The following is a 22,130-nucleotide window of genomic DNA, read 5'->3' on the forward strand; positions in this document are numbered from 1 at the left end:
GGGCGCGCGGTTTCGGAGCGCCGATTCTCGCGGGTTGCTGGCCCCGACGCGAGATGACCAAAAAGCCACAGTCGATGAGAATCCACCGGCCAATTCGCGCTGTCATCATAACGCCTTAAACCGCGCCTAGCGCGCGGTGACCGGCGGCATTTCACTCAGATGAAGGTCGTCCGGCAGAGTGCAGCGCAGGAGCCCGGGAGTGCCCTGCGCGCGCATCTTCATATCAATAGCTCAATCAAAAAGTGGGAAACTCTCATGTCTAAATCGCTCGCCGCCAAGTCCGCACTTCTGTTCGGCACGGCCTTCTCCGCGCTTTGGGCAAGCGCCGCCAGCGCGCAGGACGCGCCCGTCGCGACGCCTGCTGCCGCGACCGCGCAGGCCACCGATAGCGACAGCCTCGGCGACATCGTCGTCACTGCCCAGCGCCGCCGCGAAAATCTGCAGTCGGTGCCGGTCTCGGTCGGCGTGCTGCAAGGCGACGATCTGCGCACCTACACGACGGGCGGCAGCGATACGCTACTCGAACTCGCCAACCGCGTGCCCGGCCTCTACGTCGAATCGACCACCGGCCGCATCTTCCCGCGCTTCTACATCCGCGGTCTCGGCAACGTCGATTTCTACCTCGGCGCATCGCAGCCGGTGTCGATCATCCAGGACGATGTCGTGCTGGAGCATGTCGTGCTCAAATCGAACCCGGTGTTCGACGTGCGCCAGATCGAAGTGCTGCGCGGGCCGCAGGGTACGCTGTTCGGCCGCAACACGACGGCGGGCATCATCAAGTTTGACACGATCCGTCCGAGCAACGCGTTCGAAGGCCGCGCGACGGCATCGTACGGCAGCTACAACACGATCAGCGTCGATGCGGGCGTCGGCGGGCCGATCGTCAAGGACGTGCTCTCGTTCCGCGTTTCGGCGCTGTACCAGCATCGCGACAATTGGATCGACAACACCTTCAACGGCGTCAGCGGTGACGGCACCGTCGGCGGCAAGAACGTGCTCGGCCGCTTCGATGAGAAGGACGTACGCGTCCAATTGATGCTGACCCCGCCGGACACCGGCTTCACCGGCATCCTGTCGGCGCATGCGCGCCATTACAGCGGCACCGCGACGCTGTTCCATCGCGGCGCGATCAAGCTCGGGTCGAACGACGTGAGCGCCGAACCGCGCGATGCCGTCGGCAATGACGAAGCGCTCAACAGCCCGCAGGCGTACAAGACGTACGGCGCATCGTTCAACGCGAAGAACGATTTCGGCGGCGTCACGCTGACCTCGATCACGGCGTATGAGACGACCTCGGGGTCGAGCCGTGGCGACACCGACGGCGGGATCGCGGCCAACTTCCCCGGCGGACGCTTCTACGGCCAGAGCCGTGGTCGCGTGATCGATCTCGATCAGCTGAGCGAGGAAGTCCGCTTGGCGAGCAATGGCAATGGTCGCTTCAAATGGCAGGTCGGCGGGATCTATTTCGAGTCGCGCGACACCACCGAATTCGCGCAGCGCGGCTTTTTCCTGCTCAACAATTCGTTTGGTACGACGCCCAACCCGAACAATTTCGTCGTCCTGCGCAACGTCAACACGTCGTACGCGGGCTTCGGCCAGGCGAGCTACGAGCTTCTGCCGAAGCTGACTCTGACCGGCGGCGTGCGCGTGACCTATGACGAGAAGACGACGCGTCTGGTCACGCCGCCGCGCAATGCTGCTGGCGTGGTGACCTTCCCGGTGACGGCGGCGACCAATGTCCGGCTCGCCGACACGCAGCCGAGTTGGGAGGGGAGCCTGCGCTATGAAGTGAACCCGGACGTCAACGTATTCGCGCGCGTCTCGCGCGGTTTCCGTGGGCCGACGATCCAGGGCCGCAACGCCGTGTTCAGCTCGGCGTTCGTGACGGCGGGTTCGGAGACGATCACGTCGTACGAGGCGGGCTTCAAGTCGAACCTGTTCGGCAACACGCTGCGCTTCAACGCGACGGGGTTCTACTACAAGGTCAAGAACATCCAGTTGAACGGCAACGATGCCAACAACAACGGCCTGTTGTTCAACGCCAATCAGGCGCAGGCTTGGGGTGGTGAAGCCGAACTGACGTGGCGTCCGGTGCGCAACCTGACGCTCGGCCTCGGCGGCAGCGTGCTGCATACGGAAGTGAACGACACGCGCGTCTATACGCCGGTGTGCAAGCTGAACGGCGTGGTCACCTGCACCGTGCTCAACCCGACGATCAATGTCGGTACGGCGACGCTGGCGCAGATCAACGGCAACGCATTGCCCAATGCGCCGAAGTATCAGTTCGACGGCAATGCCCGCTACGACCTGCCGCTCGGCAATGGCGGCAAGCTGTTCCTGGCGGGCGATGCGACGGTGCAGGGCTTCACCAGCTTCGTGCCGTATAAGACGATCGAATACACCTCCGACGGTACGTTCGAGGTTGGTTTGAAGGCGGGTTATGCCGCGCCGGACAACAAGTATGAAATCGCGGTCTATGTTCGCAATCTGACCGACGAGAAAAACCTCAAGGGCGTGCTCGATAACTACAACGCCGCCGTCTTCAACGACCCGCGCATCATCGGCGTGTCGCTGTCGGGAAAGTTCTGATTGATCCAGGATCGACTTGCGGCGCAGGTCGATCCTATTTCCTTCCCCGGCGGAGGCCGGGGCCCAGTTGCGAAACGGTGGAAGGCGAGCGGCAGCGCTCCGTTACCTCTGCCATTCCGACTGGGCCCCGGCCTTCGCCGGGGAAGCGTCGTTTTAGGGAAAGCGCAGGCGCTGCTCAGCGCGCCCAGTCGCCCGATTTGCCGCCGGTTTTGGTGAGCAACTGCACCCCGCCGATCGTCATGCCTTTGTCGATCGCCTTGGCCATGTCGTAGATCGTCAGCAGTGTGACCGAGACGGCGGTGAGTGCTTCCATCTCGACCCCGGTTTTGCCCGCCGTCGCGGCGGTGGCGGTGGCGGTGACGCCGGTTTCGTCCACCGCGAGATCGATCGCCACGCGGGTGAGCGGGAGCGGGTGGCACAAAGGAATCAACTCAGCGGTACGCTTCGCCGCCATGATCCCGGCGACGCGCGCGACAGCGAGCACGTCGCCCTTCAGCGCGGTGCCTTCGCGGATCGCGCGGGCTGCTTCTGCGCTCATCTCGATCCGACCGGTGGCTACCGCCTCGCGGCGGGTGTCGGCTTTCGCGCCGACATCGACCATGTGCGCGGCACCGGTGGCGTCGAGGTGGGTGAGGTCGCTCACCCCACCAGCACTCGCGTTGCCGCCTCGACATCGGGCGCGCGCATCAGTGCTTCGCCGATCAGGAAGCATTTGATGTCATGTTCGGCCATCGCATCGAGATCGGCGCGCGTCATCAGGCCGCTTTCGGCGACGAAGGTGCAATCCTTCGGGGCCTTGGACACCAGTTCGTAGGTTCGGGCAAAGTCGACCGTGAAGGTGCGCAGGTCGCGGTTGTTGACGCCGATCAGCCGCGATTTGAGCTTCATCGCGCGGTCCATTTCGGCCTGCGAATGCACCTCGACCAATACGTCCATGCCGCATTCCAGCGCGCTCGCCTCGATTTCGGCAAGAAGCACGTCGTCGATCGCGGCCATGATCAGCAGGATCGCATCGGCCCCGATGCTGCGCGATTCGGGGACTTGCCATGGATCGACCATGAAATCCTTGCGCAGGACCGGCAGGTCGCACGCGGCGCGCGCCGTCTCCAGATACGCATCGGCGCCTTGGAACCACGCTTCGTCGGTCAGCACCGACAAGCACGTCGCGCCGCCCGCCTGATAAGCGCGGGCATGGGCTTCGGGGTCGAAATCCTCGCGGATGATGCCCTTGGACGGGCTGGCCTTCTTCACCTCCGCGACGAGCGCGTAGCCGGTGGCGGCGCGGGCATCGAGTGCTGCACGAAAGCCACGCGGCTTAGTCTGTTCGGCGATGCGCGCGTCTAGGTCGCTAAGCGGCACGGTCGCCTTGCGGGCGGCGACTTCAGCGCGCTTGGTTTCGAGGATGCGGTTGAGAATGTCGGTCATGAATAAGCGATCCAGCGATCGAGCAGGGTGTTGGCGGCAGTGTTGTCGATCGCGTCGGCCGCCATGGCGGCACCATCGACAAGGTCGTGCGTCCGGCCCGCGACGACGAGCGCGGCGGCAGCGTTGAGCAACACCGCGTCCCGATAGGCACCGCGCTCGCCCTGGAGCAAGCGGCGGAGTGCCGCGGCATTGTGCGCGGGATCGCCGCCGCGGATCGCGCTGAGCGGATGGCGCGGGAGCCCGGCGTCCTCGGGCGTGATGTTGGCGGGCAGCGTAACTTGCCCGACGCCGATCGCAACGCTGGGGCCCGCGCTCGACAGTTCGTCCAAGCCTTCCTCGCCCGAGACGACCAGCGCCGCCTCGGTGCCGAGCTGTTCGAGGGCGGCGGCATAGGTGGTGGCGTAATCGGGGCGGGCGATGCCGATCAACTGGCGCGTGACGCCGGCGGGATTGGCGAGCGGACCCATCAGGTTGAAGATCGTGCGAATGCCCAGCTTCTGGCGGATCGGGGTGATGCGCTTCATCGCCGGGTGATGATTGGCGGCGAAGAGGAAGGCGATGCCGATATCGCGCAGGCTCGCTTCGGCATTCTGTCCGGCGCGGTGCATGTCGAGGCCGAGTGCCTCAAGCGTATCGGCGGCACCGGCCTTGGACGAGGCGGCGCGGTTGCCGTGCTTCGCGACGGGGACGCCGGTGCTGGCAACGACGATCGACACGGCGGTCGATACGTTGAGCGTGTGGTGCCCGTCACCGCCGGTGCCGCACACATCGATTGCGCCCGCTGGGGCGTCGATCGGGATGAGGCGGCTGCGCATCGCGCGCGCGGCCTCGGCGATTTCGATACTGGTCTCGCCGCGTTCGGTCAGGCCGATCAGGAAGGTGGCGATCTCCTCCTCCGACGTGCGTGCATCGAGCAGGTCCGCGAACGCCTGCGCCGCGGTTTCGCGCGACAGCGGGGAGGATGGATCGGGGAGGCGGGTGAGCGTGGTCAAATTCCCCTCCCGCTTGCGGGAGGGGTTAGGGGAGGGGATGTCGGGCGTTGCGGTTTTAACAGGCCCTCCCCCAGCCCCTCCCGCAAGCGGGAGGGGAGTTCGACGCCCGCCGCCGCGAGGAAATTGGCGAGCAGCGCGTGGCCATGTTCGGTGGCGATGCTCTCGGGGTGGAATTGCACGCCGTGGATCGGCAGCGTCGCATGGCGTATGCCCATCACCGAGCCGTCATCGGCACGTGCGTTGACGATCAGGTCGGCCGGCAGATCCTCGACGATCAGCGAGTGATAGCGGGTCGCGGTGAAGGGTGAGGGAAGGCCGGCGAACACGCCGGTACCGTCGTGCGTGACCGGCGAGGTCTTGCCGTGCATCAGCCCGCCGCGCACGACTGACCCGCCGAAATGCTGACCGATCGCCTGATGGCCTAGGCACACGCCGAGCAACGGACGCCCGGCGGCCGCGCACGCCGCGACCAGATCGAGCGAAACGCCCGCCTCGGTCGGCGTTTTGGGGCCGGGTGAAATCAGGAACCCCTGCGCATTGCTGGCCAGCGCCTCCGCCGCGGTGAGCGCATCGTTGCGTACCACCTTCACCTCGGCGCCCAATTCCATCAGATAATGGACCAGGTTCCAGGTGAAGCTGTCGTAATTGTCGATCACGAGTATCATATCGGGGCCGCTACCGCGTTTGCGGGGGCGCGACAATGATCGTGATCGGGTCCGTTCAGGCTGGATCAAGCTTAGATCGCGGACGTTGGTACACCTCTAGGAGATTCTCATGCTGCGCACCCTGACCGTCGCCTTGCTGCTCGTCGCGATTCCGGGTGCGGGTATCGCGCAGACCGCCCCCCCGACCACGCCCCCTACCACGCCGCAGACCAGCACGACGACAAATGCGGCGGCGCAAGCCGAATCGGGCAAGCCGCCCCAGCGCATCCGCTCGATCATGTTGACGGGGACCGAGAAATGCCCGGCACCGACCAACCCCGACGAGGAGATCGTGGTCTGCGCACGCTCCGGTGAGCCGTATCGGATCCCCAAGGAATTGCGCGCCGACAAGCCGATACCGGTCCAGAACCAAAGCTGGGTGAACCGCACCGCGCTGGCCGATGAAGTGGGCCGCCGCGCGGGAGGGTTGCCCGATACATGCTCGCCGACCGGATCGGGCGGGCAGACCGGCTGCGCCAAGCTGCGCGCCGAACAGTTCGCCGCTGAGCGGAACGAGGCCCGGCGCGTGCAGCGTTCGATTCCTTAATCATTTCGACCGTTCGGGCCGAGCTTGTCGAAGCCCCCTCTCGTCGCACGCCCACCGAGTGCTTTTGGAGACGTGCCCTCCGACAGGCTCACGGCGAACGGGGTGGGGAGTCCTTGTGCGCTCCGATGCCCGTGAGTTCGTTTACTGGCCGAAGCCGACCGTGGCCGCCCGTGCGATCGCTTCGCGCGCGGCGGCGAGCAAAGCGCCCGCCTTGGCCTCGCATTCGCGCTGTTCATAATCCGGGTTCGAATCGGCGACGATCCCGGCGCCTGCCTGCACATGCATGACGCCGTCCTTCACAATCGCGGTGCGCAGGACGATGCACGAATCCATCGATCCGTCGGGCGAGAAATAGCCGACGCCGCCCGCGTACGGCCCGCGCACGGCGTTTTCGAGCTCGGCGATGATTTCGCACGCACGCACCTTTGGCGCGCCACTGACGGTGCCCGCCGGAAAACCGGCAAAAAGGGCGTCGAGCGCGTCGTGCTCGGGGCTTAGCCGGCCGACGACGTTCGAGACGATGTGCATGACATGGCTGTACAATTCGGTGGTGTAGCTCGCGGTCACGGTAACGCTGCCCGATTCCGCCACCCGCCCGACATCGTTGCGACCAAGATCGAGCAGCATCAAATGCTCGGCGCGTTCCTTGGGATCGGCGAGCAGGCTAATGCGGTTCGCTTCATCCTCCGCCGCCGTCTTGCCGCGTGGGCGCGTGCCCGCGATCGGGCGGATCGTCACCTCGCCGTCGCGGACGCGGACGAGGATTTCGGGGCTCGATCCGGTCAGCGCGAAGCCGGGCAAATCCAGATGATAGAGGAACGGCGAAGGGTTGATGCGGCGGAGCGCGCGGTAGAGCTCGAACGGCGGCAGCGTGAAGGGCGCGGTAAAGCGCTGCGACAGCACGACCTGAAAGATGTCGCCCGCGACGATATAGTCCTTCGCCGCCGCGACCATCTCGGCATAGCGGCCCGGGGGCAGCGTGGGTTGCAGCGCAATCTCTCCGCCAGCCTCGGCGCGGACCGGAGTGGGCAGCGGCGCGGTGGCAAGGCGCGCGGCGGTCGCATCGATCCGGTCGAGCGCCTCGGCGACAATGGCTTCAGGAGAACGCGTCGCATCGGGCCACACCGGGGCAACCAAAAACAGCGCATCGGCGAGCCGGTCGAAGATCAGGATCACCGTCGGCCGCACGAACATCATGTCGGGCAGGCCGAGCGCGCTCGTCTCGGGGCGCGGCAGGCGTTCGACCAGGCCGATCGTCTCATAGCCGAAATAGCCGACCAGACAGGCAAGCGCGCGGGGCAGCTCGGGCGGCACGTCCATCCGGCAGGATGCGACCAGCGTGCGCAACGCGTCGAGCGTCGGTTCGGCGCAGGGCGCGAAAGCGTCGCGGTCGGTCAGCCAGTGCGGGTTGATCGCGGCGCTATTGCCCTCGGCGCGGAAGACGAGGTCGGGCGCAAGGCCGATCAGGCTGTGACGCCCGCGTGTCTCCCCGCCCTCGACCGATTCGAGCAGGAAATCGCCACGCCCCGGTTCGATCAGCTTCAGCGCGGCGGCGACCGGGGTTTCGGTGTCGGCGACCTGGCGCTGCCACAGCAAGGCCGGGCGCCCGGCCGCGAGCGCCGTCAGTGCCGCCGATCGACCGGCGCGATCAGGGCTGATCGGTCGCACTCGCGCCGCCGAGCAGGTCGGCCTTCAACTTGGCGATCGCGGCGGCATTGCGCGTGACCCCGATCGCGTTCTGGACCGCCTTGCCGAATTCGGCGGCGTATTCGCGACCGATCACCTTGCCGATGTCGGCACGGGTTCCGGCGATGACGGTTTTGTTGCCGCGCGCATCGCCCGGCACGATCGTATCGAGATGGATGATGTAGAAACCTGCCTTTTCGGGCGCTTCCAGCATCTTGGTAGTGCCCTGCGCCATCGCGAACAGCATTGCGAGCGGCGGCGGGACGGCGCGCGGGTTGGACAGCAATTGCGCGCGCGGCCCCGCGATCGGACGGGCCGCAGGCAGCTTCAGGCCCGTGGCACCAAGCGCCTGGGGAAGCGGCGTGCCCTTGTTGGCGGCGGCCACGACGGTGGCGGCGAACTGACGTGCGGCGCGCTGCGACCGGTCGATGATGAAATCGCGCGCAACGATCTCACGGATTTGCGCCAGTGGGCGTGGAGCGGCGGCGATGATCTTGTCGAGCTGCGCCAGCGCGAAGCTGCCATCGGTGCCGAGCGGGATGGTCTGGGCTTCGTCGCCGGCTTGCGCCGCAAAGCCCGCAGCGACGATCTGCGCGAGTGCCGGATCGGGCTGGGTGGTCGGCGCATCGGGGTCAGCGCCCGTTGCGAGCAAGGCGGGGGTGCGGAGCGCGGTGAGCTTGTTCTTCGCGACGATGCCGTCGAAATGATCGCGCGCCAAGCTGTCGTCGAAGCTCGCGCGGAGCGTGCTGAGCACCGTCCCGGTCTTTTGCTTGAGCAAGTCGGCCTTGAGTTCCGGCGTTGCCTCGGCGAGCGTCTTGGCGGCCTGGGTGCGCTGCTTTTCGACCTTCAGCACGACGAAGCCGAGCGGCCCGCGCAAGGGCCCGACGACATCGCCGACCTTGCCAGCAAAGGCGGCGTTGGCGAGCTCGACCGAGCTTTGCTTGACGTAGGCATCCTTCTGCACGTCGGTCGCGGTGACGGGCTCAAGCCCCGCGGCACGCGCGGCCGCTTCGATCGGGGTACCACCGCGCACCTTGGCAGCAAGTGCGGTTGCCGCGGCCTGATCGGCGACGACGACTTGCACGATCGTGCGCAGATCGGCGGGCGCGTATTTTGCGGACTGTGCCTTATAGGCGGCGGCGATCTCGGCCTCGGTCGGCGTGATCTGCGCCACGACCGGAGCGGGATTGACCAGCGCATAGCGCAGGATGCGCCGTTCTGGCACGCGGTAGCGTGCGACGTTGCGGGTATAATACGGAGTCAGTTCGGCGTCGGTCGGCGCGGCGCCGGCGGGGACGGCCTGGGTCGGGATGAAGCCGATCACGCCGCGACGCTGCTCCAGCAACAAGCTCGAATAGGGCAAGGCGAGCTGCTCGGGCACTTGCGCGGCGCGGACGGTGGGGACGATCAGGTGGCGCGTGACGATCTGATCGGTCACGTCCTCGCGGACTTGCGCGTCGGTCTGGCCGATCTGCTGCAGCGCCGCTTCATATTTCTTCGGATCGAACTTGCCGTCTATGCCGGCCAAGCTTGGCTGGCTGGCGATGATGCCGTCGACCGACTTCTTGCTGATGACCATGCCCTGCTGTTTGGCATAGGCGCGGAAGGCGGCCGAATCGATCATCCGCTCGACCGTCGCCTCGAACCCGCCGCCCGCGATGAAACCGGCCATGTCGAGCTGCGGGTTCTGCTGCCGATATTGATCGACATCGCGCTGCGCCGCCGCGCGCAGCTCGGCAATTGTGATCTTCGTCTTGCCGACGGTGACGGCGACATCGCCCTTGGCCGCGCCGCCAGCGCCGCCCAACGAACCCGCATTGTCGCTAAGCACGAAGAGCAGCCCCATCAACGCGACGAAACCGAGCGCAACGGCAGCCCCGATCGGATTGGTGATGAAGCGGCGAATGAAACTGATCATGGTCGGATAGGGCCGATCTTTTGAAAGCGTGTTGCGCGCCGCTTTAGGGGGGAGGCGTGGCGGCTTCAAGCTTGCGTGCGCGCGCCGCTGCGTTATCGCATCCGCAAACACGACCGTGAAGGGTGAGGGATGACACGACGCAAGCTGGTGGCGGGCAATTGGAAGATGAACGGCGACCGCGCGGCGCTGACCGAACTGGTCGCGATCGCGGCGGCGGGGGCGAGCACGGATGTCGACGTGGCGATTGCGGTTCCCGCCACGCTGATCGCGCCTGCGGGCGAGCGCGTGCCGGGCTTCGCGATCGGGGCGGAGGATGTCCACCCGGCCGACAAGGGCGCGCATACCGGGTGCCTGTCCGCGGCGATGCTCAAGGAAGCCGGCGCGTCCTTCTCAATCGTCGGGCATAGCGAGCGCCGCGCCGACTGCCACGAAACCGACGCGCAAGTGAAGGCCAAGGCCGAGGCGCTGCACCGCCACGGAATGCGCGCGATCCTGTGCGTCGGCGAAACGCTGGCCGAGCGTGATGCGGGCCGGGCCGAGGCGGTGGTGACGGCGCAGATCGCCGGATCGCTGCCCGAGGGTGCGGCGGCGGAGTGGCTGTCGATCGCCTATGAGCCGGTCTGGGCGATCGGTACGGGGCGCACGCCGACGGTCGAGGATGTGGCGGCGATGCACGGCGCGATCCGCGCGAAGCTGCGCGCGTTGATCGGCGACGAGGCGGATGCGGTGCGGATCCTGTACGGCGGATCGGTGACGGCGGAGAATGCGGCGGACTTGCTGCACGCGGGCGATGTCGACGGCGCGCTGGTCGGCGGCGCGAGCCTGACGGCGGCGAAGTTCGTGCCGATCATCGAAGCAGCCTGAGGGCCGGGTGGCGCGGCAGCTCAAGGTGTTCGTGGTGCCCGCGGGCTTCCACGACGCCTATGTCGCGGCACCGAGCCGCAAGGCCGCGCTTGCGGCCTGGGGCAGCGAGCACGACCTGTTTGCGCGGGGGATTGCGCAGGAAGTTACCGATCCGGCGCTCACCGCCGAGCCGCTCGCGCATCCGGGCGCGGTGATCAAACGCTCGCGCGGGACGACGGCGGAGCAGATCGCCGCACTGCCCGATGCGCCGGTGCGGACGGCGGAGGACGATCCGCCGGCCACGCCTGCCAAAACCAAGCGGGGCGGGGGCAAGGCTTCACCCGAGCGGAAAGCGGAACCGAAACCCACACCGCCACCCCCGCCCAAGCCCTCGCGCGACGCGCTCGCCGCGGCGGAACAGGCGCTCGCCGATCTGGAAGATGCCTACCGCGACGCCGACGCTGCGCTTCTCGCGCGGCAACGCGCGCTTGACCGTGAACGCCGCGATCTCGAGGCAGCGCATGAGCGCGACAGCAAGGAGCGCGGCGATGCGCTGGCGGAGGAACGCGACCGCTACGACCGAGCGATTTCACGCTGGCGGAAGGAGTAGGGGAGACGTGGAATTGAATCGGAGGCTGCGGCTTCCGCCCGGTTTTTGCCGTCAGCCATCGTTTTGGTGCGACCCCAAAGCGGTAGTCTTCTGCGCCTACTCGACTTTCAAATGAGCGGCCCCAATCGCGCCGACGATCATTCCGATAGACGGAAACTCGCGCAGATCGGCAGGCAAATCCTCTGGTTTAATGAAGACAGAAGGAGATGCGACCAACTCGTAGGTGCCTAGCGCTTGAGCACGTGATCTATGCCCATCCGTCCAGTCGTACACAAAGAACCCTCGGCGGCTTAGATCGATGAATGAGCTTGGGTTCGGCACCGCAGCGACTGCAGTCGCATCGCCTACGACCGGCAAGTTGAGCAGCCTTTCCTCGATACCGACCACGTCGATACCGCTCTTTAAAACGGCGGCAGGAATCGGGCCTTCGCCCGCAGTTATCATCGCAGCCAACCGCCCGTCGGCGTCAGTGGCGAGCCAAGTGCAATCGATCTGGGTCGGATATACCATATCCGGAAGCTAGGCCGACCAAAGTCTGGTTTCAAACGAATTGGGCCCAAAGCTGACCGTCTCCTGACAACCAAAGCGGCCTTCCACCCCTACGCATCAAACCGGCGGGGGCACCAACCCGATCAGCTTCATCGCCACCGCTTGCGCGACCATCGTGATCAGCCAGTAGAGGCTGTCGCCCACGGCGCGGCGGGGCGGCGCGCTGCGATAGCTGTGGGTGATCGCGACCACCGGCAGCACGAAGCCCGCCCAGATCACCACCGCGCTGCCCACCGCCATGATCCACGGGGCGGCCTTGGGCGGGGCTAGGATCAGCGCGCCCGCCAGGATCGAGGCGAACCAGAACAAGCCGAGCGCGGCGGTGACGATTGCGCCGATCGACATTCGACCCACCGACCGATCGAACGTCACGCGATAGGCCGCACCGGTCGTCAGCCCGATCGTTGTCGCGATCAGGATGGGGAACAGGTTGAGCCAGATGTAGATCATCCCGGATACCGCCCTTTCAGCACCGCCCAGGCCGCGCGCAGGCCGAGCGCGTCGCCGCCCTTGGGCCGGCCCGGCTTCGACGCTGGTCGCCACGCGAAGGTGTCGAAATGCGCCCAGGGCGTGCCCGCATCGACGAAGCGGCGCAGGAAGAGCGCGGCGGTCACCGATCCGGCAAAGCCGCCCTCGGGCGCGTTGACCATGTCGGCGATGTCGCTGTCGAGCATCGCATCGTACCCGTCCCACAGCGGCATCCGCCACAGCGGATCGCCGACCGCGCTGCCCGCCGCGAGCAGCGCATCGGCGAGCGTGTCGTCATTGACGAAGGTTGCGGGCAGATCGGGGCCGAGCGCGACGCGCGCTGCGCCGGTCAGCGTCGCGAAATCGAGGATCAGGCCGGGGTTGCTCTCCGCCGCTTTGGTCAGCGCATCGCCGAGGACGAGCCGCCCCTCGGCATCGGTATTGGTGTTCTCGACCGTCAGCCCTTTGCGCGAGCGCAGGATGTCGCCGGGGCGGAAGGCATTGCCCGCGATGCTGTTCTCGACCGCCGGAATCAGCAGGTGCAGCCGGACGGGCAAACGTAGCCCCATCACCAGCCCGGCGAGCGCGAGCGCGTGCGCGGCACCGCCCATGTCTTTCTTCATCAGCTTCATGCTGCCGCCGGTCTTGATGTCGAGACCGCCCGAATCGAAGCATACGCCCTTGCCGATGATCGCGATGCGCGGGTTCTTGGGGTCGCCCCATTCGAGCTCGATCAGGCGCGGCTCGCGGCCCTTGGCGGCGGCTTGGCCGACGGTGTGGATCATCGGATAGCCTTGGACGAGCGCGTCGCCCTTGGTCACCGTGAGCGTCGCTGAATGCGCCTCGGCCAGCTTTTTCGCTTCCGCTTCCAGCTCGGCGGGGCCGAGATCGGCGGCAGGGATGTTGACCAGATCGCGGACTTGCGCGGTGGCGCTCGCAATCGCGACGGTCTCGACGATCCGCGCGGGTTCGCCGGTCAGCAGCACGCGCGGCCCTTGGGCGGGATCGTCGCTGCGGTAGCGGGTGAACTTGTGTTGCGCGAGGCACCAGCCGAGCATCGCGGCACCGGGCTCGCCCTCGGCCAGGCGATAGGTCCCCTCGGGCAATTGCTCGCCGAGCGACGCGATCCGCCACGGCGAGTCGACGCCTTCGTTGCACACCAGCAGCATCGCCCAATCGTCCGGGCCATCACCTGGCAGGACCGCGCGATTGCCCGCCTTGCCGGTCAGCCGGTGCGCCGCGACGGTGGTGCGGATGCGCGGCGGTTGCGCGTTCAGCCATTCCGACCAGCGATCGGGATGAACGACGTGGATGCTCCGCGCGGGCTGGCCGCGATCGGGCTGCAGCAGGCTTGCGAAATCGGTCATTGCTGGGTGGGTGCCACTAGGAATTGTTCGATCTTTCCGTTCTCGCCGGGTTCGGCATAGGTGCTGATGACAAGGGTGATGGTCGGGAATTCGACACGGTAGACGCGGTTGACGAAGCCGCCGCGCAACCGCGTCTTGCCCATCTGCGCGAAGCTGCGCGGCGTGCCGAGCGGGGCCAAGCTGGTGCGGTAATCGCCGAGCGTAGTGGCGTTGAAATAGAAGTTCGCATTCTCGGTCAGGCGGCTGCGGTCGAGCGTGCCGCCGCGCACTTGATCGAACACTTGGCGTACTTGCGCGAGCGCGGCGGTGTCGGCCGGATCGGGCGCTGCCGGCGTGAGCACGATGCCCGAGAGCTTTTGGGACAGGACCTTGAACGCTTCGTTCGACCAGCTGTTGGTCAGCACGACGATCGCGGCCTTGTCATCGGGATAGACGATGTTTTCCGAGAGGAAGCCGACTGCCTCGCCGCTATGCTCGATGAAGCGGTGGCCGCTGGCGGACCCGCTGAACACGCCGAGGCCGTAGCCGTTGGTGGTGCCATCGGCGAGCTTGACCGGCGTTTCCTGCGCCGCCCAATCCTCGGGCGTTAGCACGGTGCGATCGAGCCGCGCGACATCCCACAAGGCGAGCGATTTTGCGCTCATCGACAGCTCGCCAGCCGCGTAAAGCCAGCCGTGCGCGGCGGGCGTGACGGGGCGCACTGGTCCCAGCGCGGCGCGCCCGTAGCCTTGCGGAAAGCCCGGCCCGATCGCGAGATCCTGGTCGGACGCTTTGATGCCGAGCGGCTTGAAGATGCGCGCTTGGAGAAAATCGAGCAGCGGTTGGCCGGAGACCTTTTCGACGATCATGCCCGCGACGACATAGCCGGTGTTCGAATATTGCCACTGCGTGCCGGGGGTGAAATCGAGCGGTTTCTTCGCCCAGCGATCGACGATCTGCTGCGGTGTGACGGGTGTGGCCATCGCCTTGAAGCTGTAATCCTGCGGCCAGTAATCCTGTAGCCCTGCGGTGTGGCTGAGCAATTGGCGCAGCGTGATCGTGTCGCCACCGCTGATATCAGGGAGGTATTTTGCGACCGTATCGTCGAGGCTGAGCTTGCCGTCGCGTTGCAGCAGCAGGACGGCAGCGGCAGTGAATTGCTTCGAGATCGAGGCGATCTGATACGGGGCGTCGTCGCGCGTCGTGCCGGTTTCGGCCTGCTTGCCATACGCCTTGGCATAGACGACGCGCCCACCGCGTACGATCGCGATCGAGGCCGAGGGCACGCCCGATTTGGCGAGCGTGTCGGTGACGGTGCTGTCGACCTTCGCCGTTTCGGCGGGGCTCAAATCCTGCGCGGCGAGGGGTGCGGCGGCGACCAGCAGGATCGCGGCGAAACAGGATCGGAACGGCGTCACGGGCACTCTTTCACAGGGTCTGAGACGCCGATATGTCACCCCCGTGCCGAAAAAGGAAAGCCAGAAGTGGCTCAGGCGACGGGCGCGCCGTACAAATCGTGCTCGTCGGCGTCCTCGATCTCGACGGCCACGATGTCGCCTTGCTTGAGGTGCCCGGCATCGCGCAGGAAGACTTCCCCGTCGATCTCTGGCGCATCGGCCTTGGAGCGGCCGGTCGCGCCGCCCTCTTCATCGACTGCGTCGATGATCACGTCGAGCGTGCGGCCGATCTTGGCCTGGAGCTTCTCCGCCGAAATGCGTGCGGTCAGTTCCATCAACCGGGCGTAGCGCTCTTCCTTGATGTCCTCGGGTACGTGATTGGGCAAGTCGTTGGCGGCGGCACCCTCGACCGGTTCGAAGCGGAACGCCCCGACGCGGTCGAGCTGCGCTTCCTCGAGCCAGTCCATTAAATAGGCGAAATCGTCCTCGGTCTCGCCGGGGAAGCCGACGACGAAGGTCGATCGGATCGCGATGTCGGGCGCGATCGTCCGCCAGTTCTTGATGCGCTCAAGCACCTTGGTTTCGTTCGCCGGGCGCTTCATGAGCTTGAGCACGTTGCGGCTGGCGTGCTGGAACGGGATGTCGAGATAGGGGAGCACCAGCCCCTCGGCCATCAGCGGAATGACGTGATCGACGTGCGGGTAGGGGTACACGTAATGCAGTCGCACCCACGCGCCGAGCTTGCCCAGTTCGCGCGACAGATCGGTCATGTGCGCGCGGACCTCTTCGCCGTGCCACATCCGCGGCTGGTGACGGATGTCGACGCCGTACGCGGACGTGTCCTGGCTGATCACCAGCAATTCCTTGGTGCCGGCTTCGATCAGCTTTTCGGCTTCGCGCAGGATCGCATCTGGGCGGCGGCTGACGAGATCGCCGCGAAGGCTCGGGATGATGCAGAAGGAGCAGCGGTGGTTGCAGCCTTCGCTGATCTTCAAATAGCTGTAGTGGCGCGGGGTGAGCTTCAGGCCGCTGTCGGGCACCAAGTTGAGGAACGCGCTCGGCGGCATCGGCGCCGCTTCGTGAACCGCACCCACGACTTCTTCGTACTGATGCGCGCCGGTGACCGCGAGGACGTTCGGGAATTTGGCGCGGATCATCTCCGCTTCCTTGCCCATGCAGCCGGTGACGATGACGCGGCCATTCTCGGCGATCGCCTCGCCGATTGCTTCGAGGCTTTCCTCCTTGGCCGAATCGAGAAAGCCGCAGGTGTTGACGAGCACGACGTCGGCGCCGGCATAATCGGGCGACATCTGATAGCCGTCGCTGCGCAGCTTGGTCAGGATGCGTTCGCTGTCGACCAGGTTCTTGGGACAGCCGAGCGAAACCATGCCGATTTTCGGCGGGGTGGGGAGGAGTGTTGCCATGGGAGGGGCGGCATGTAGCGATTGTGCAGGTAATTTGCCAGCCACCCGCGATCCGCTCGCCCGAACCCGATCATCCGTTCGCCCTGAGCTTGTCGAAGGGCTGTCTTTCTCTCTACCGTGGGCGGGAAGGGCAGAGCTTCGACAAGCTCAGCCCGAACGGAGGTTTGGTGCTCTACGACCTGATACCGCATCCGCAATTTTCCGCGCCCGATCTCGTGATTTCGGTCGAAGCAGCGAGAACCGTCGAGGGTACGTTCGTCATTCGTTACTTGGTTAGCGGCGATACGGACAGAATCCTGATTCCCCAACCTGTCCGATATGCGTCCCGGCATCCCGATCTATGGCAACACACCTGCTTTGAGGCCTTCGTCTCGGCGGGGGAGGGTGCGGACTATCTCGAATTCAATTTCGCTCCCTCGACGGCGTGGGATGCCTTCAAATTCTCGTCCTATCGCGTTTCGGGCGGCTCCTTCCCTTTTCCCACTCCGCACTTTGATGTCGAGCGACCGGAAGGACGCCTTGAGGTTACAGTTGCACTCGACATGACGGAGACGCCCGAGGCTGATGCGAGTGCTACGTGCCACTTAAACCTCTCCGCCGTGATCGAAGAACGCGACGGCACCAAATCCTATTGGGCGCTAGCCCACGCCCCCGGGCCGCCGGATTTCCACAACCGGGATTGCTTTATCGCGACCCTCCCGGCACCTGAGCGGCCATGAACTTCGGTATCGATCGCCTGCTCGCCGACCCTGCGCTCCGCAAGCCGCTGGAGGGGAAGCGTGTCGCGTTGCTCGCGCATCCAGCCTCCGTGACGGCTGACCTGACGCACAGCATCGACGCGCTGGTCGCGGCGGGCATCAACATCACCGCCGCGTTCGGGCCGCAGCACGGGATGCGCGGCGATTTGCAGGACAATATGATGGAGTCGCCCGACTTCACCGATCCGACCTACGGCTTCCCGGTGTTCAGCCTCTACGGCGAGGTGCGGCGACCGACCGGGCAATCGATGGGGACGTTCGACGTCGTGCTGGTCGATCTGCAGGATCTCGGCACACGCATCTACACCTTCATCACCACGCTACGGTATATGCTCGAGGCGTGCGCAGAGCATAAGAAAGCGCTGTGGGTGCTTGACCGGCCCAATCCGGTCGGGCGGCCGATCGAAGGCCTTACGCTACGCCCCGGCTGGGAGAGTTTCGTCGGCGCCGGGCCGATGCCGATGCGGCACGGGATGACGCTGGGCGAGCTGGGCCATTGGTTCATCGCCGAGCTCGGCCTCGACGTCGATTATCGTGTGATCGAAATGGAGGGGTGGGAGCCCGACGCCGCGCCGGGGTTCGGCTGGCCTACGGATCGCGTGTGGATCAACCCCAGCCCCAACGCCCCCAACCTCAACATGGCGCGCGCTTACCCCGGCACGGTGATGGTCGAGGGCGCGACGCTGTCCGAAGGGCGCGGCACGACGCGCCCGCTCGAACTGTTCGGCGCGCCGGATATCGATGCCAAGGCGGTGATCGCCGAGATGCGCCGCCTCGCGCCCGAGTGGCTGCACGGCTGTACGCTGCGCGACATCTGGTTCGAGCCGACCTTCCACAAGCATGTCGGCCAATTGTGCAGCGGCGTTCATATCCACGCCGAGGGGCCATCCTACGATCACGCCGCGTTCCGCCCGTGGCGGGTGCAGGCGTTGGGCTTCAAGGCGATCCGTGCGCTGTATCCGGATTATGATCTTTGGCGCGATTTTCCGTATGAATATGCGTTCGGGAAGCTCGCGATCGACGTCATCAATGGCGGCCGTGCCTTGCGCGAATGGGTGGACGACTCGCGCGCGACTCCGGGCGATCTCGATGCGCTGACGCTGACAGACGAAGCTGCTTGGGCCGAGTCGCGGCGGCCTTTCCTGCTGTATTAGACGGATTCGGCGGCGCCCTGTTCGTCTCACCGCAACGCAGCAACGACTCGCGCCTCTCACGCCAATTGATGATGGTCACGCAAGGCGCGGTATTCCATGAGGATTTCACCGATTCGTTGGCCGGGGGGCCAGTATTCGCGTACCGGAGGGATGCCGTGGAATCCGACCGTCAATTCTATATGCGGCGCGTAACCGCCGAACGTCAGGCCGCAGCGCGTGCGATCACCGAGGAAGCGCGCGAGCGTCGGATGATGCTGGTGGCGATGTACCTGCAGAAGCTGCAAGCGATTCCGGCCTGACTTCGCTCCCCTCCCTGAAAGGGAGGGGTTGGGGGTGGGTTGGCGGGCAAAGCTCGCCGCTCTACACTAACCACATGCGCCGGATTTCGAAATCCATAACGGAGAACGCAAGACGGATGCGGCGCGAGCCGACACCTGCTGAACGTGAACTTTGGAAGTTGCTCTCAAGATACAGACCGGCTTTTACAAGACAGCTTTCGATTGACGATCGCTACATCATCGATCTTGCAAATCGTGCCGCCAAGCTGGCGATAGAACTGGATGGAAGCCAACATCACGAGCAGATTCGATACGATATGGGGCGGACGGCGTATTTAGAGGCGCAGGGCTGGCGTGTCGTCAGACTTTGGAACTCCGACGTCCTATCGAACCCCGACGGCGCTGCCTCGCGCATTCTGGCGGAGACCGCCGAGTGCCTCGGCGGCACCCACCCCCAACCCCTCCCTTCCAGGGAGGGGAGGAAGCGGACACCACGCTACAAATAATCACCGCTTCCGCGTCAATTCCCGCATTGCCTCATCTAGGCCCGCCAGCGTCAGCGGGTACATTCGGTCGGTCATCAGATCGGCGATGATGCGCAGGCTTTGCGAATAGCCCCATTGTTCTTTCGGGATCGGGTTGAGCCACACCGCGGCGGGATAGGTGTTGGTCATCCGCTGCAGCCATGCCGCGCCCGATTCCTCGTTGAAATGCTCGACCGATCCGCCGGGATGTGTGATCTCATACGGGCTCATCGAGGCATCTCCGACGAACACCAGTTTGTAATCATGGCCGAATTTGTGGAGCACGTCCCACATCGGCGTGCGCTCGGCAAAGCGGCGGCGATTGTCCTTCCACACGCCTTCATACGGGCAATTGTGGAAGTAGAAGAATTCGAGATTCTTGAACTCGGTCGTCGCGGCGGAAAACAATTCCTCGCAGAGCTTGACCCACGGGTCCATCGATCCGCCGACATCCAGGAACAGCAGCAGCTTGACCGCATTGCGGCGCTCGGCGCGCATCACGACGTCGAGCCAGCCCTGCCGCGCCGTGCCGCTGATCGTCGCGTCGATGTCGAGCTCGTCGGCGGCCCCGTCGCGCGCGAATTTGCGCAAGCGCCGCAGCGCCACCTTGATGTTGCGCGTGCCCAGTTCACGCGTGTTGTCGAGATTCTTGAAGTCGCGCTGGTCCCAAACTTTCAGCGCGCGCTTGTGCGTGCTTTCGCCGCCGATGCGGACGCCTTCGGGATTGTAGCCGCTATTGCCGTAGGGCGACGTGCCGCCGGTGCCGACCCATTTGTTGCCGCCCTGGTGGCGCTTTTCTTGTTCCTCGAGCCGCTGCTTGAGCGTCTCCATGATCTCGTCCCACGATCCGAGCGACTTGATCTGCTCCATTTCCTCAGGGGTTAGGTATTTCTCGGCGACGGCCTTCAGCCAATCGGCAGGGATTTCGGCGGCAGTCTGGCCGAAGGTGGTGGCGATGCCCTTGAAGACCTTGGCGAAAACCTGGTCGAAGCGATCGAGCAGGCCCTCGTCCTTCACGTACACGGCGCGCGACAGGTAATAGAATTCCTCGGGCGTGCGGTCGATCACCTCGGCGTCGAGCGCTTCGAGCAGCAACAGGTGCTCCTTGAGGCTGGCGGGGATTCCGGCGCTGCGGAGCTCGTCAAGGAAGTTCAGGAACATGGGCACTTCTCATTCCCCTCCCGCTTGCGGGAGGGGTTAGGGGAGGGCCTGTTGATAGGCCGATGTTTCGAACATGCCCTCCCCCAACCCCTCCCACAAGTGGGAGGGGAGATTTCACCGATACGCGTCGATCAACGCCCCGACATAATCGGGGTCGCGGCTGGTGAGTTCGGGGGCGGGGCGGGCCGCAGCACCGTGCGCAAGCGCCTTGCCATAGATGAAGCCATAGGTCGGATAGACGGTGCTGCCGAGCCCCTCCATGTCGCGATACCACACCTTCACTTCGCTCCAGTCGTTATCGGGCGACACGTCGGTTAGCGTCACGTCCTGCTCGGCATGGCCCCGCTCGCCATTCTGGCGCGACCAATTGGCGTGGGTGACCATGACGACACGGCGGTCGACCACGCGGCTGATGACCGCGACATGGCCGAGCGGCAGACGGGCGGTGCGGGCGAACACGATGACCGATCCGGAGCGGGGCGTCTCACCGCGTTGATACACGCCGGCGGCCTTGTCCCACCATGTCCACGCATCGCCGTAGATTTGAATGCCCGAGGCGGCGCGCGCGAAGGGCACGCATTGCCCGACATAATCGAGCAGCGATGTGGCGCGTGCCGGGGCCGACACGGCGGCGACCGCACAAACGCTAGCTAAGATAATCCCGAACCGCATTAGGCACCCCTGACAGGTACCCCCCGAAGCTTTGGTAGCGGGAAATGGTTTACGGCGTGGTTACCGAGAATCGTCCGAAAGGATGGCGGCAAGGGGCACGTCGTGGCAAAGCCACGCCGTCGGTCGGTGCCTTGGCACCGCCGGCCGGCCCGGCCGCTTTGCGCCGCGGGCTAGCTGCGCTAGCCCTTGGTTCGCCGGGCCATAAACGCCAACCGTTCGAACAGCATCACATCCTGCTCATTCTTCAACAGCGCCCCATGCAAAGGCGGGATCGCCTTGGTCGGATCGCGATTTTGCAGCACGTCGAGCGGCATGTCCTCGTGCAGCAGCAGCTTGAGCCAGTCGAGCAACTCCGAGGTCGAGGGCTTCTTCTTCAGGCCGGGCACGTCGCGCACGTCGTAGAAAATGTCCATCGCGCGGTTGACCAGGATCTTCTGGATGCCGGGGAAGTGGACGTCGACGATCGCCTGCATCGTCTCGCGATCGGGGAATTTGATATAGTGGAAGAAGCAGCGACGCAGGAAGGCGTCGGGCAGTTCCTTCTCGTTGTTCGACGTGATGATGACGATCGGGCGCTCGACCGCGCGGATCGTTTCCTTGGTTTCGTAAACGTGGAATTCCATCCGATCGAGTTCCTGCAACAGATCGTTGGGGAATTCGATGTCGGCCTTGTCGATCTCGTCGATCAGCAGGACAGGTGGCTTGTCGCGCGTGAACGCCTCCCACAATTTGCCGCGGCGGATGTAATTGCCGATGTCATGAACGCGCTCGTCGCCAAGCTGACCGTCGCGCAGGCGCGCGACCGCATCATATTCGTACAGGCCCTGCTGCGCCTTGGTCGTGGATTTGATGTTCCACTCGATCAATTCGGCATCGAGCGCCTTGGCGATTTCATAGGCCAGGACGGTTTTGCCGGTGCCAGGTTCGCCCTTGACCAGCAACGGGCGGCGAAGCGTGACGGCAGCATTGACCGCGACCTTCAGGTCATCGGTAGCTACATAGCCTTGCGTGCCTTCGAACCGTTTCATCGCATCCGTCCCGTTCTTTTGAATAGCGGGTACGGCGGTAGCGGGAAATACGCCGCT

The 22,130-nt window shown here is 65.2% G+C and carries 21 protein-coding genes and 1 pseudogene; 8 read left to right on the top strand and 14 right to left on the bottom strand.

Going from position 1 to position 22,130, the window contains the following annotated elements; translation table 11 throughout:
• The first annotated feature begins 255 nt into the window (after positions 1 to 255).
• Entirely contained in the window at positions 256 to 2,589 is a 2,334-nt protein-coding gene (locus HMP06_RS01740) for a TonB-dependent receptor (RefSeq protein WP_176495528.1), read from the top strand.
• A 175-nt stretch (positions 2,590 to 2,764) separates the two neighbouring features.
• Here HMP06_RS01740 and moaC read toward each other — a convergent pair whose 3' ends face one another.
• From moaC to HMP06_RS01760, 4 genes and pseudogenes are all read right to left on the bottom strand, one after another.
• A complete protein-coding gene (gene moaC / locus HMP06_RS01745) occupies positions 2,765 to 3,232 on the bottom strand; it encodes a cyclic pyranopterin monophosphate synthase MoaC (protein ID WP_176495529.1) in 468 nt (155 codons plus the stop codon).
• Positions 3,229 to 4,014, bottom strand: coding sequence for an indole-3-glycerol phosphate synthase TrpC (gene trpC / locus HMP06_RS01750; RefSeq protein ID WP_176495530.1), 786 nt, complete (start codon positions 4,012 to 4,014; stop codon positions 3,229 to 3,231). The genes moaC and trpC overlap by 4 nt, the downstream gene beginning before the upstream one ends.
• Positions 4,011 to 5,006, bottom strand: a complete 996-nt coding sequence (trpD, locus tag HMP06_RS01755) for an anthranilate phosphoribosyltransferase (RefSeq protein ID WP_176495531.1) — start codon at positions 5,004 to 5,006, stop codon at positions 4,011 to 4,013. The genes trpC and trpD overlap by 4 nt, the downstream gene beginning before the upstream one ends.
• A gap of 86 nt (positions 5,007 to 5,092) precedes the next feature.
• Positions 5,093 to 5,671: pseudogene (locus HMP06_RS01760) on the bottom strand (anthranilate synthase component II); the annotation flags it as partial.
• A 109-nt stretch (positions 5,672 to 5,780) separates the two neighbouring features.
• Between HMP06_RS01760 and HMP06_RS01765 the strand changes: the two are divergent.
• Complete coding sequence (locus HMP06_RS01765) at positions 5,781 to 6,257, top strand: hypothetical protein (protein WP_176495532.1); 477 nt, start codon at positions 5,781 to 5,783, stop codon at positions 6,255 to 6,257.
• A 141-nt stretch (positions 6,258 to 6,398) separates the two neighbouring features.
• On the opposite strand, the gene trpE is transcribed toward HMP06_RS01765, so the two are convergent.
• Entirely contained in the window at positions 6,399 to 7,925 is a 1,527-nt protein-coding gene (gene trpE, locus HMP06_RS01770) for an anthranilate synthase component I (RefSeq protein ID WP_176495533.1), read from the bottom strand.
• Positions 7,906 to 9,861 (bottom strand): peptidylprolyl isomerase, encoded by a 1,956-nt coding sequence (locus HMP06_RS01775; protein ID WP_176495534.1) that lies wholly within the window; start codon positions 9,859 to 9,861, stop codon positions 7,906 to 7,908. Before HMP06_RS01775 ends, trpE begins: the two co-directional genes overlap by 20 nt.
• A gap of 129 nt (positions 9,862 to 9,990) precedes the next feature.
• Here HMP06_RS01775 and tpiA point away from each other — a divergent pair, with 129 nt between their 5' ends.
• The gene (gene tpiA, locus HMP06_RS01780) at positions 9,991 to 10,725 is read left to right on the top strand and encodes a triose-phosphate isomerase (protein ID WP_176495535.1); all 735 of its coding nucleotides are present in this window, start codon (positions 9,991 to 9,993) and stop codon (positions 10,723 to 10,725) included.
• 7 nt (positions 10,726 to 10,732) lie between these two features.
• A complete protein-coding gene (locus HMP06_RS01785) occupies positions 10,733 to 11,314 on the top strand; it encodes a hypothetical protein (protein ID WP_176495536.1) in 582 nt (193 codons plus the stop codon).
• A gap of 96 nt (positions 11,315 to 11,410) precedes the next feature.
• Here the strand turns inward: HMP06_RS01785 and HMP06_RS01790 are convergent, their stop codons facing one another.
• The 5 genes from HMP06_RS01790 to rimO all read right to left on the bottom strand — a co-directional run bounded on the left by HMP06_RS01790 (position 11,411) and on the right by rimO (position 16,498).
• The gene (locus HMP06_RS01790; protein WP_176495537.1) at positions 11,411 to 11,824 is read right to left on the bottom strand and encodes a hypothetical protein; all 414 of its coding nucleotides are present in this window, start codon (positions 11,822 to 11,824) and stop codon (positions 11,411 to 11,413) included.
• A gap of 96 nt (positions 11,825 to 11,920) precedes the next feature.
• A complete protein-coding gene (locus tag HMP06_RS01795; protein WP_176495538.1) occupies positions 11,921 to 12,313 on the bottom strand; it encodes a hypothetical protein in 393 nt (130 codons plus the stop codon).
• On the bottom strand, positions 12,310 to 13,698 hold the full coding sequence (locus HMP06_RS01800; RefSeq protein WP_176495539.1) for a leucyl aminopeptidase family protein: 1,389 nt from the start codon (positions 13,696 to 13,698) through the stop codon (positions 12,310 to 12,312). Before HMP06_RS01800 ends, HMP06_RS01795 begins: the two co-directional genes overlap by 4 nt.
• Positions 13,695 to 15,095, bottom strand: coding sequence for a serine hydrolase domain-containing protein (locus HMP06_RS01805; RefSeq protein WP_176495540.1), 1,401 nt, complete (start codon positions 15,093 to 15,095; stop codon positions 13,695 to 13,697). The genes HMP06_RS01800 and HMP06_RS01805 overlap by 4 nt, the downstream gene beginning before the upstream one ends.
• 71 nt (positions 15,096 to 15,166) lie before the next feature.
• The gene (rimO, locus tag HMP06_RS01810; protein ID WP_176495541.1) at positions 15,167 to 16,498 is read right to left on the bottom strand and encodes a 30S ribosomal protein S12 methylthiotransferase RimO; all 1,332 of its coding nucleotides are present in this window, start codon (positions 16,496 to 16,498) and stop codon (positions 15,167 to 15,169) included.
• Between rimO and HMP06_RS01815 the strand changes: the two genes are divergently transcribed.
• The 4 genes from HMP06_RS01815 (at position 16,489) to HMP06_RS01830 (ending at position 19,194) form a co-directional block, all read left to right on the top strand.
• The gene (locus tag HMP06_RS01815) at positions 16,489 to 17,217 is read left to right on the top strand and encodes a DOMON-like domain-containing protein (RefSeq protein WP_176495542.1); all 729 of its coding nucleotides are present in this window, start codon (positions 16,489 to 16,491) and stop codon (positions 17,215 to 17,217) included. The genes rimO and HMP06_RS01815 overlap by 10 nt on opposite strands.
• Positions 17,214 to 18,410 carry an exo-beta-N-acetylmuramidase NamZ family protein gene (locus HMP06_RS01820; protein ID WP_176495543.1) on the top strand — a complete coding sequence of 399 codons (1,197 nt, stop codon included), beginning with the start codon at positions 17,214 to 17,216 and terminating at the stop codon, positions 18,408 to 18,410. The genes HMP06_RS01815 and HMP06_RS01820 overlap by 4 nt, the downstream gene beginning before the upstream one ends.
• Positions 18,411 to 18,478: 68 nt before the next feature.
• A complete protein-coding gene (locus tag HMP06_RS01825; protein ID WP_176495544.1) occupies positions 18,479 to 18,709 on the top strand; it encodes a hypothetical protein in 231 nt (76 codons plus the stop codon).
• A 74-nt stretch (positions 18,710 to 18,783) separates the two neighbouring features.
• Positions 18,784 to 19,194: an endonuclease domain-containing protein gene (locus HMP06_RS01830; RefSeq protein ID WP_176495545.1), complete on the top strand. Its 411-nt coding sequence runs from the start codon at positions 18,784 to 18,786 to the stop codon at positions 19,192 to 19,194.
• On the opposite strand, the gene HMP06_RS01835 is transcribed toward HMP06_RS01830, so the two are convergent.
• The 3 genes from HMP06_RS01835 to HMP06_RS01845 form a co-directional block, all read right to left on the bottom strand.
• The gene (locus HMP06_RS01835) at positions 19,195 to 20,373 is read right to left on the bottom strand and encodes a vWA domain-containing protein (RefSeq protein WP_176495546.1); all 1,179 of its coding nucleotides are present in this window, start codon (positions 20,371 to 20,373) and stop codon (positions 19,195 to 19,197) included.
• Between the two features lie 114 nt (positions 20,374 to 20,487).
• Positions 20,488 to 21,045 (bottom strand): CHAP domain-containing protein, encoded by a 558-nt coding sequence (locus HMP06_RS01840; protein ID WP_176495547.1) that lies wholly within the window; start codon positions 21,043 to 21,045, stop codon positions 20,488 to 20,490.
• Between the two features lie 179 nt (positions 21,046 to 21,224).
• Positions 21,225 to 22,073, bottom strand: a complete 849-nt coding sequence (locus HMP06_RS01845) for an AAA family ATPase (RefSeq protein ID WP_176495548.1) — start codon at positions 22,071 to 22,073, stop codon at positions 21,225 to 21,227.
• Between the last annotated feature and the right edge of the window lie 57 nt (positions 22,074 to 22,130).

Source organism: Sphingomonas sp. HMP6 (genome assembly GCF_013374095.1).
Taxonomy (GTDB): Bacteria; Pseudomonadota; Alphaproteobacteria; order Sphingomonadales; family Sphingomonadaceae; genus Sphingomonas.

What these genes read in the sequence shown, in the direction of transcription:
- HMP06_RS01845 (WP_176495548.1), bottom strand. Translation starts at nt 22,073, where the DNA reads ATGAAACGGTTCGAAGGCACGCAAGGCTATGTAGCTACCGATGACCTG.
- HMP06_RS01840 (WP_176495547.1), bottom strand. Translation starts at nt 21,045, where the DNA reads ATGCGGTTCGGGATTATCTTAGCTAGCGTTTGTGCGGTCGCCGCCGTG.
- HMP06_RS01795 (WP_176495538.1), bottom strand. Translation starts at nt 12,313, where the DNA reads ATGATCTACATCTGGCTCAACCTGTTCCCCATCCTGATCGCGACAACG.
- HMP06_RS01740 (WP_176495528.1), top strand. Translation starts at nt 256, where the DNA reads ATGTCTAAATCGCTCGCCGCCAAGTCCGCACTTCTGTTCGGCACGGCC.
- HMP06_RS01790 (WP_176495537.1), bottom strand. Translation starts at nt 11,824, where the DNA reads ATGGTATATCCGACCCAGATCGATTGCACTTGGCTCGCCACTGACGCC.
- HMP06_RS01775 (WP_176495534.1), bottom strand. Translation starts at nt 9,861, where the DNA reads ATGATCAGTTTCATTCGCCGCTTCATCACCAATCCGATCGGGGCTGCC.
- HMP06_RS01830 (WP_176495545.1), top strand. Translation starts at nt 18,784, where the DNA reads ATGCGCCGGATTTCGAAATCCATAACGGAGAACGCAAGACGGATGCGG.
- HMP06_RS01825 (WP_176495544.1), top strand. Translation starts at nt 18,479, where the DNA reads ATGATGGTCACGCAAGGCGCGGTATTCCATGAGGATTTCACCGATTCG.
- rimO (WP_176495541.1), bottom strand. Translation starts at nt 16,498, where the DNA reads ATGGCAACACTCCTCCCCACCCCGCCGAAAATCGGCATGGTTTCGCTC.
- trpC (WP_176495530.1), bottom strand. Translation starts at nt 4,014, where the DNA reads ATGACCGACATTCTCAACCGCATCCTCGAAACCAAGCGCGCTGAAGTC.
- HMP06_RS01835 (WP_176495546.1), bottom strand. Translation starts at nt 20,373, where the DNA reads ATGTTCCTGAACTTCCTTGACGAGCTCCGCAGCGCCGGAATCCCCGCC.
- HMP06_RS01800 (WP_176495539.1), bottom strand. Translation starts at nt 13,698, where the DNA reads ATGACCGATTTCGCAAGCCTGCTGCAGCCCGATCGCGGCCAGCCCGCG.
- HMP06_RS01820 (WP_176495543.1), top strand. Translation starts at nt 17,214, where the DNA reads ATGAACTTCGGTATCGATCGCCTGCTCGCCGACCCTGCGCTCCGCAAG.
- HMP06_RS01765 (WP_176495532.1), top strand. Translation starts at nt 5,781, where the DNA reads ATGCTGCGCACCCTGACCGTCGCCTTGCTGCTCGTCGCGATTCCGGGT.
- tpiA (WP_176495535.1), top strand. Translation starts at nt 9,991, where the DNA reads ATGACACGACGCAAGCTGGTGGCGGGCAATTGGAAGATGAACGGCGAC.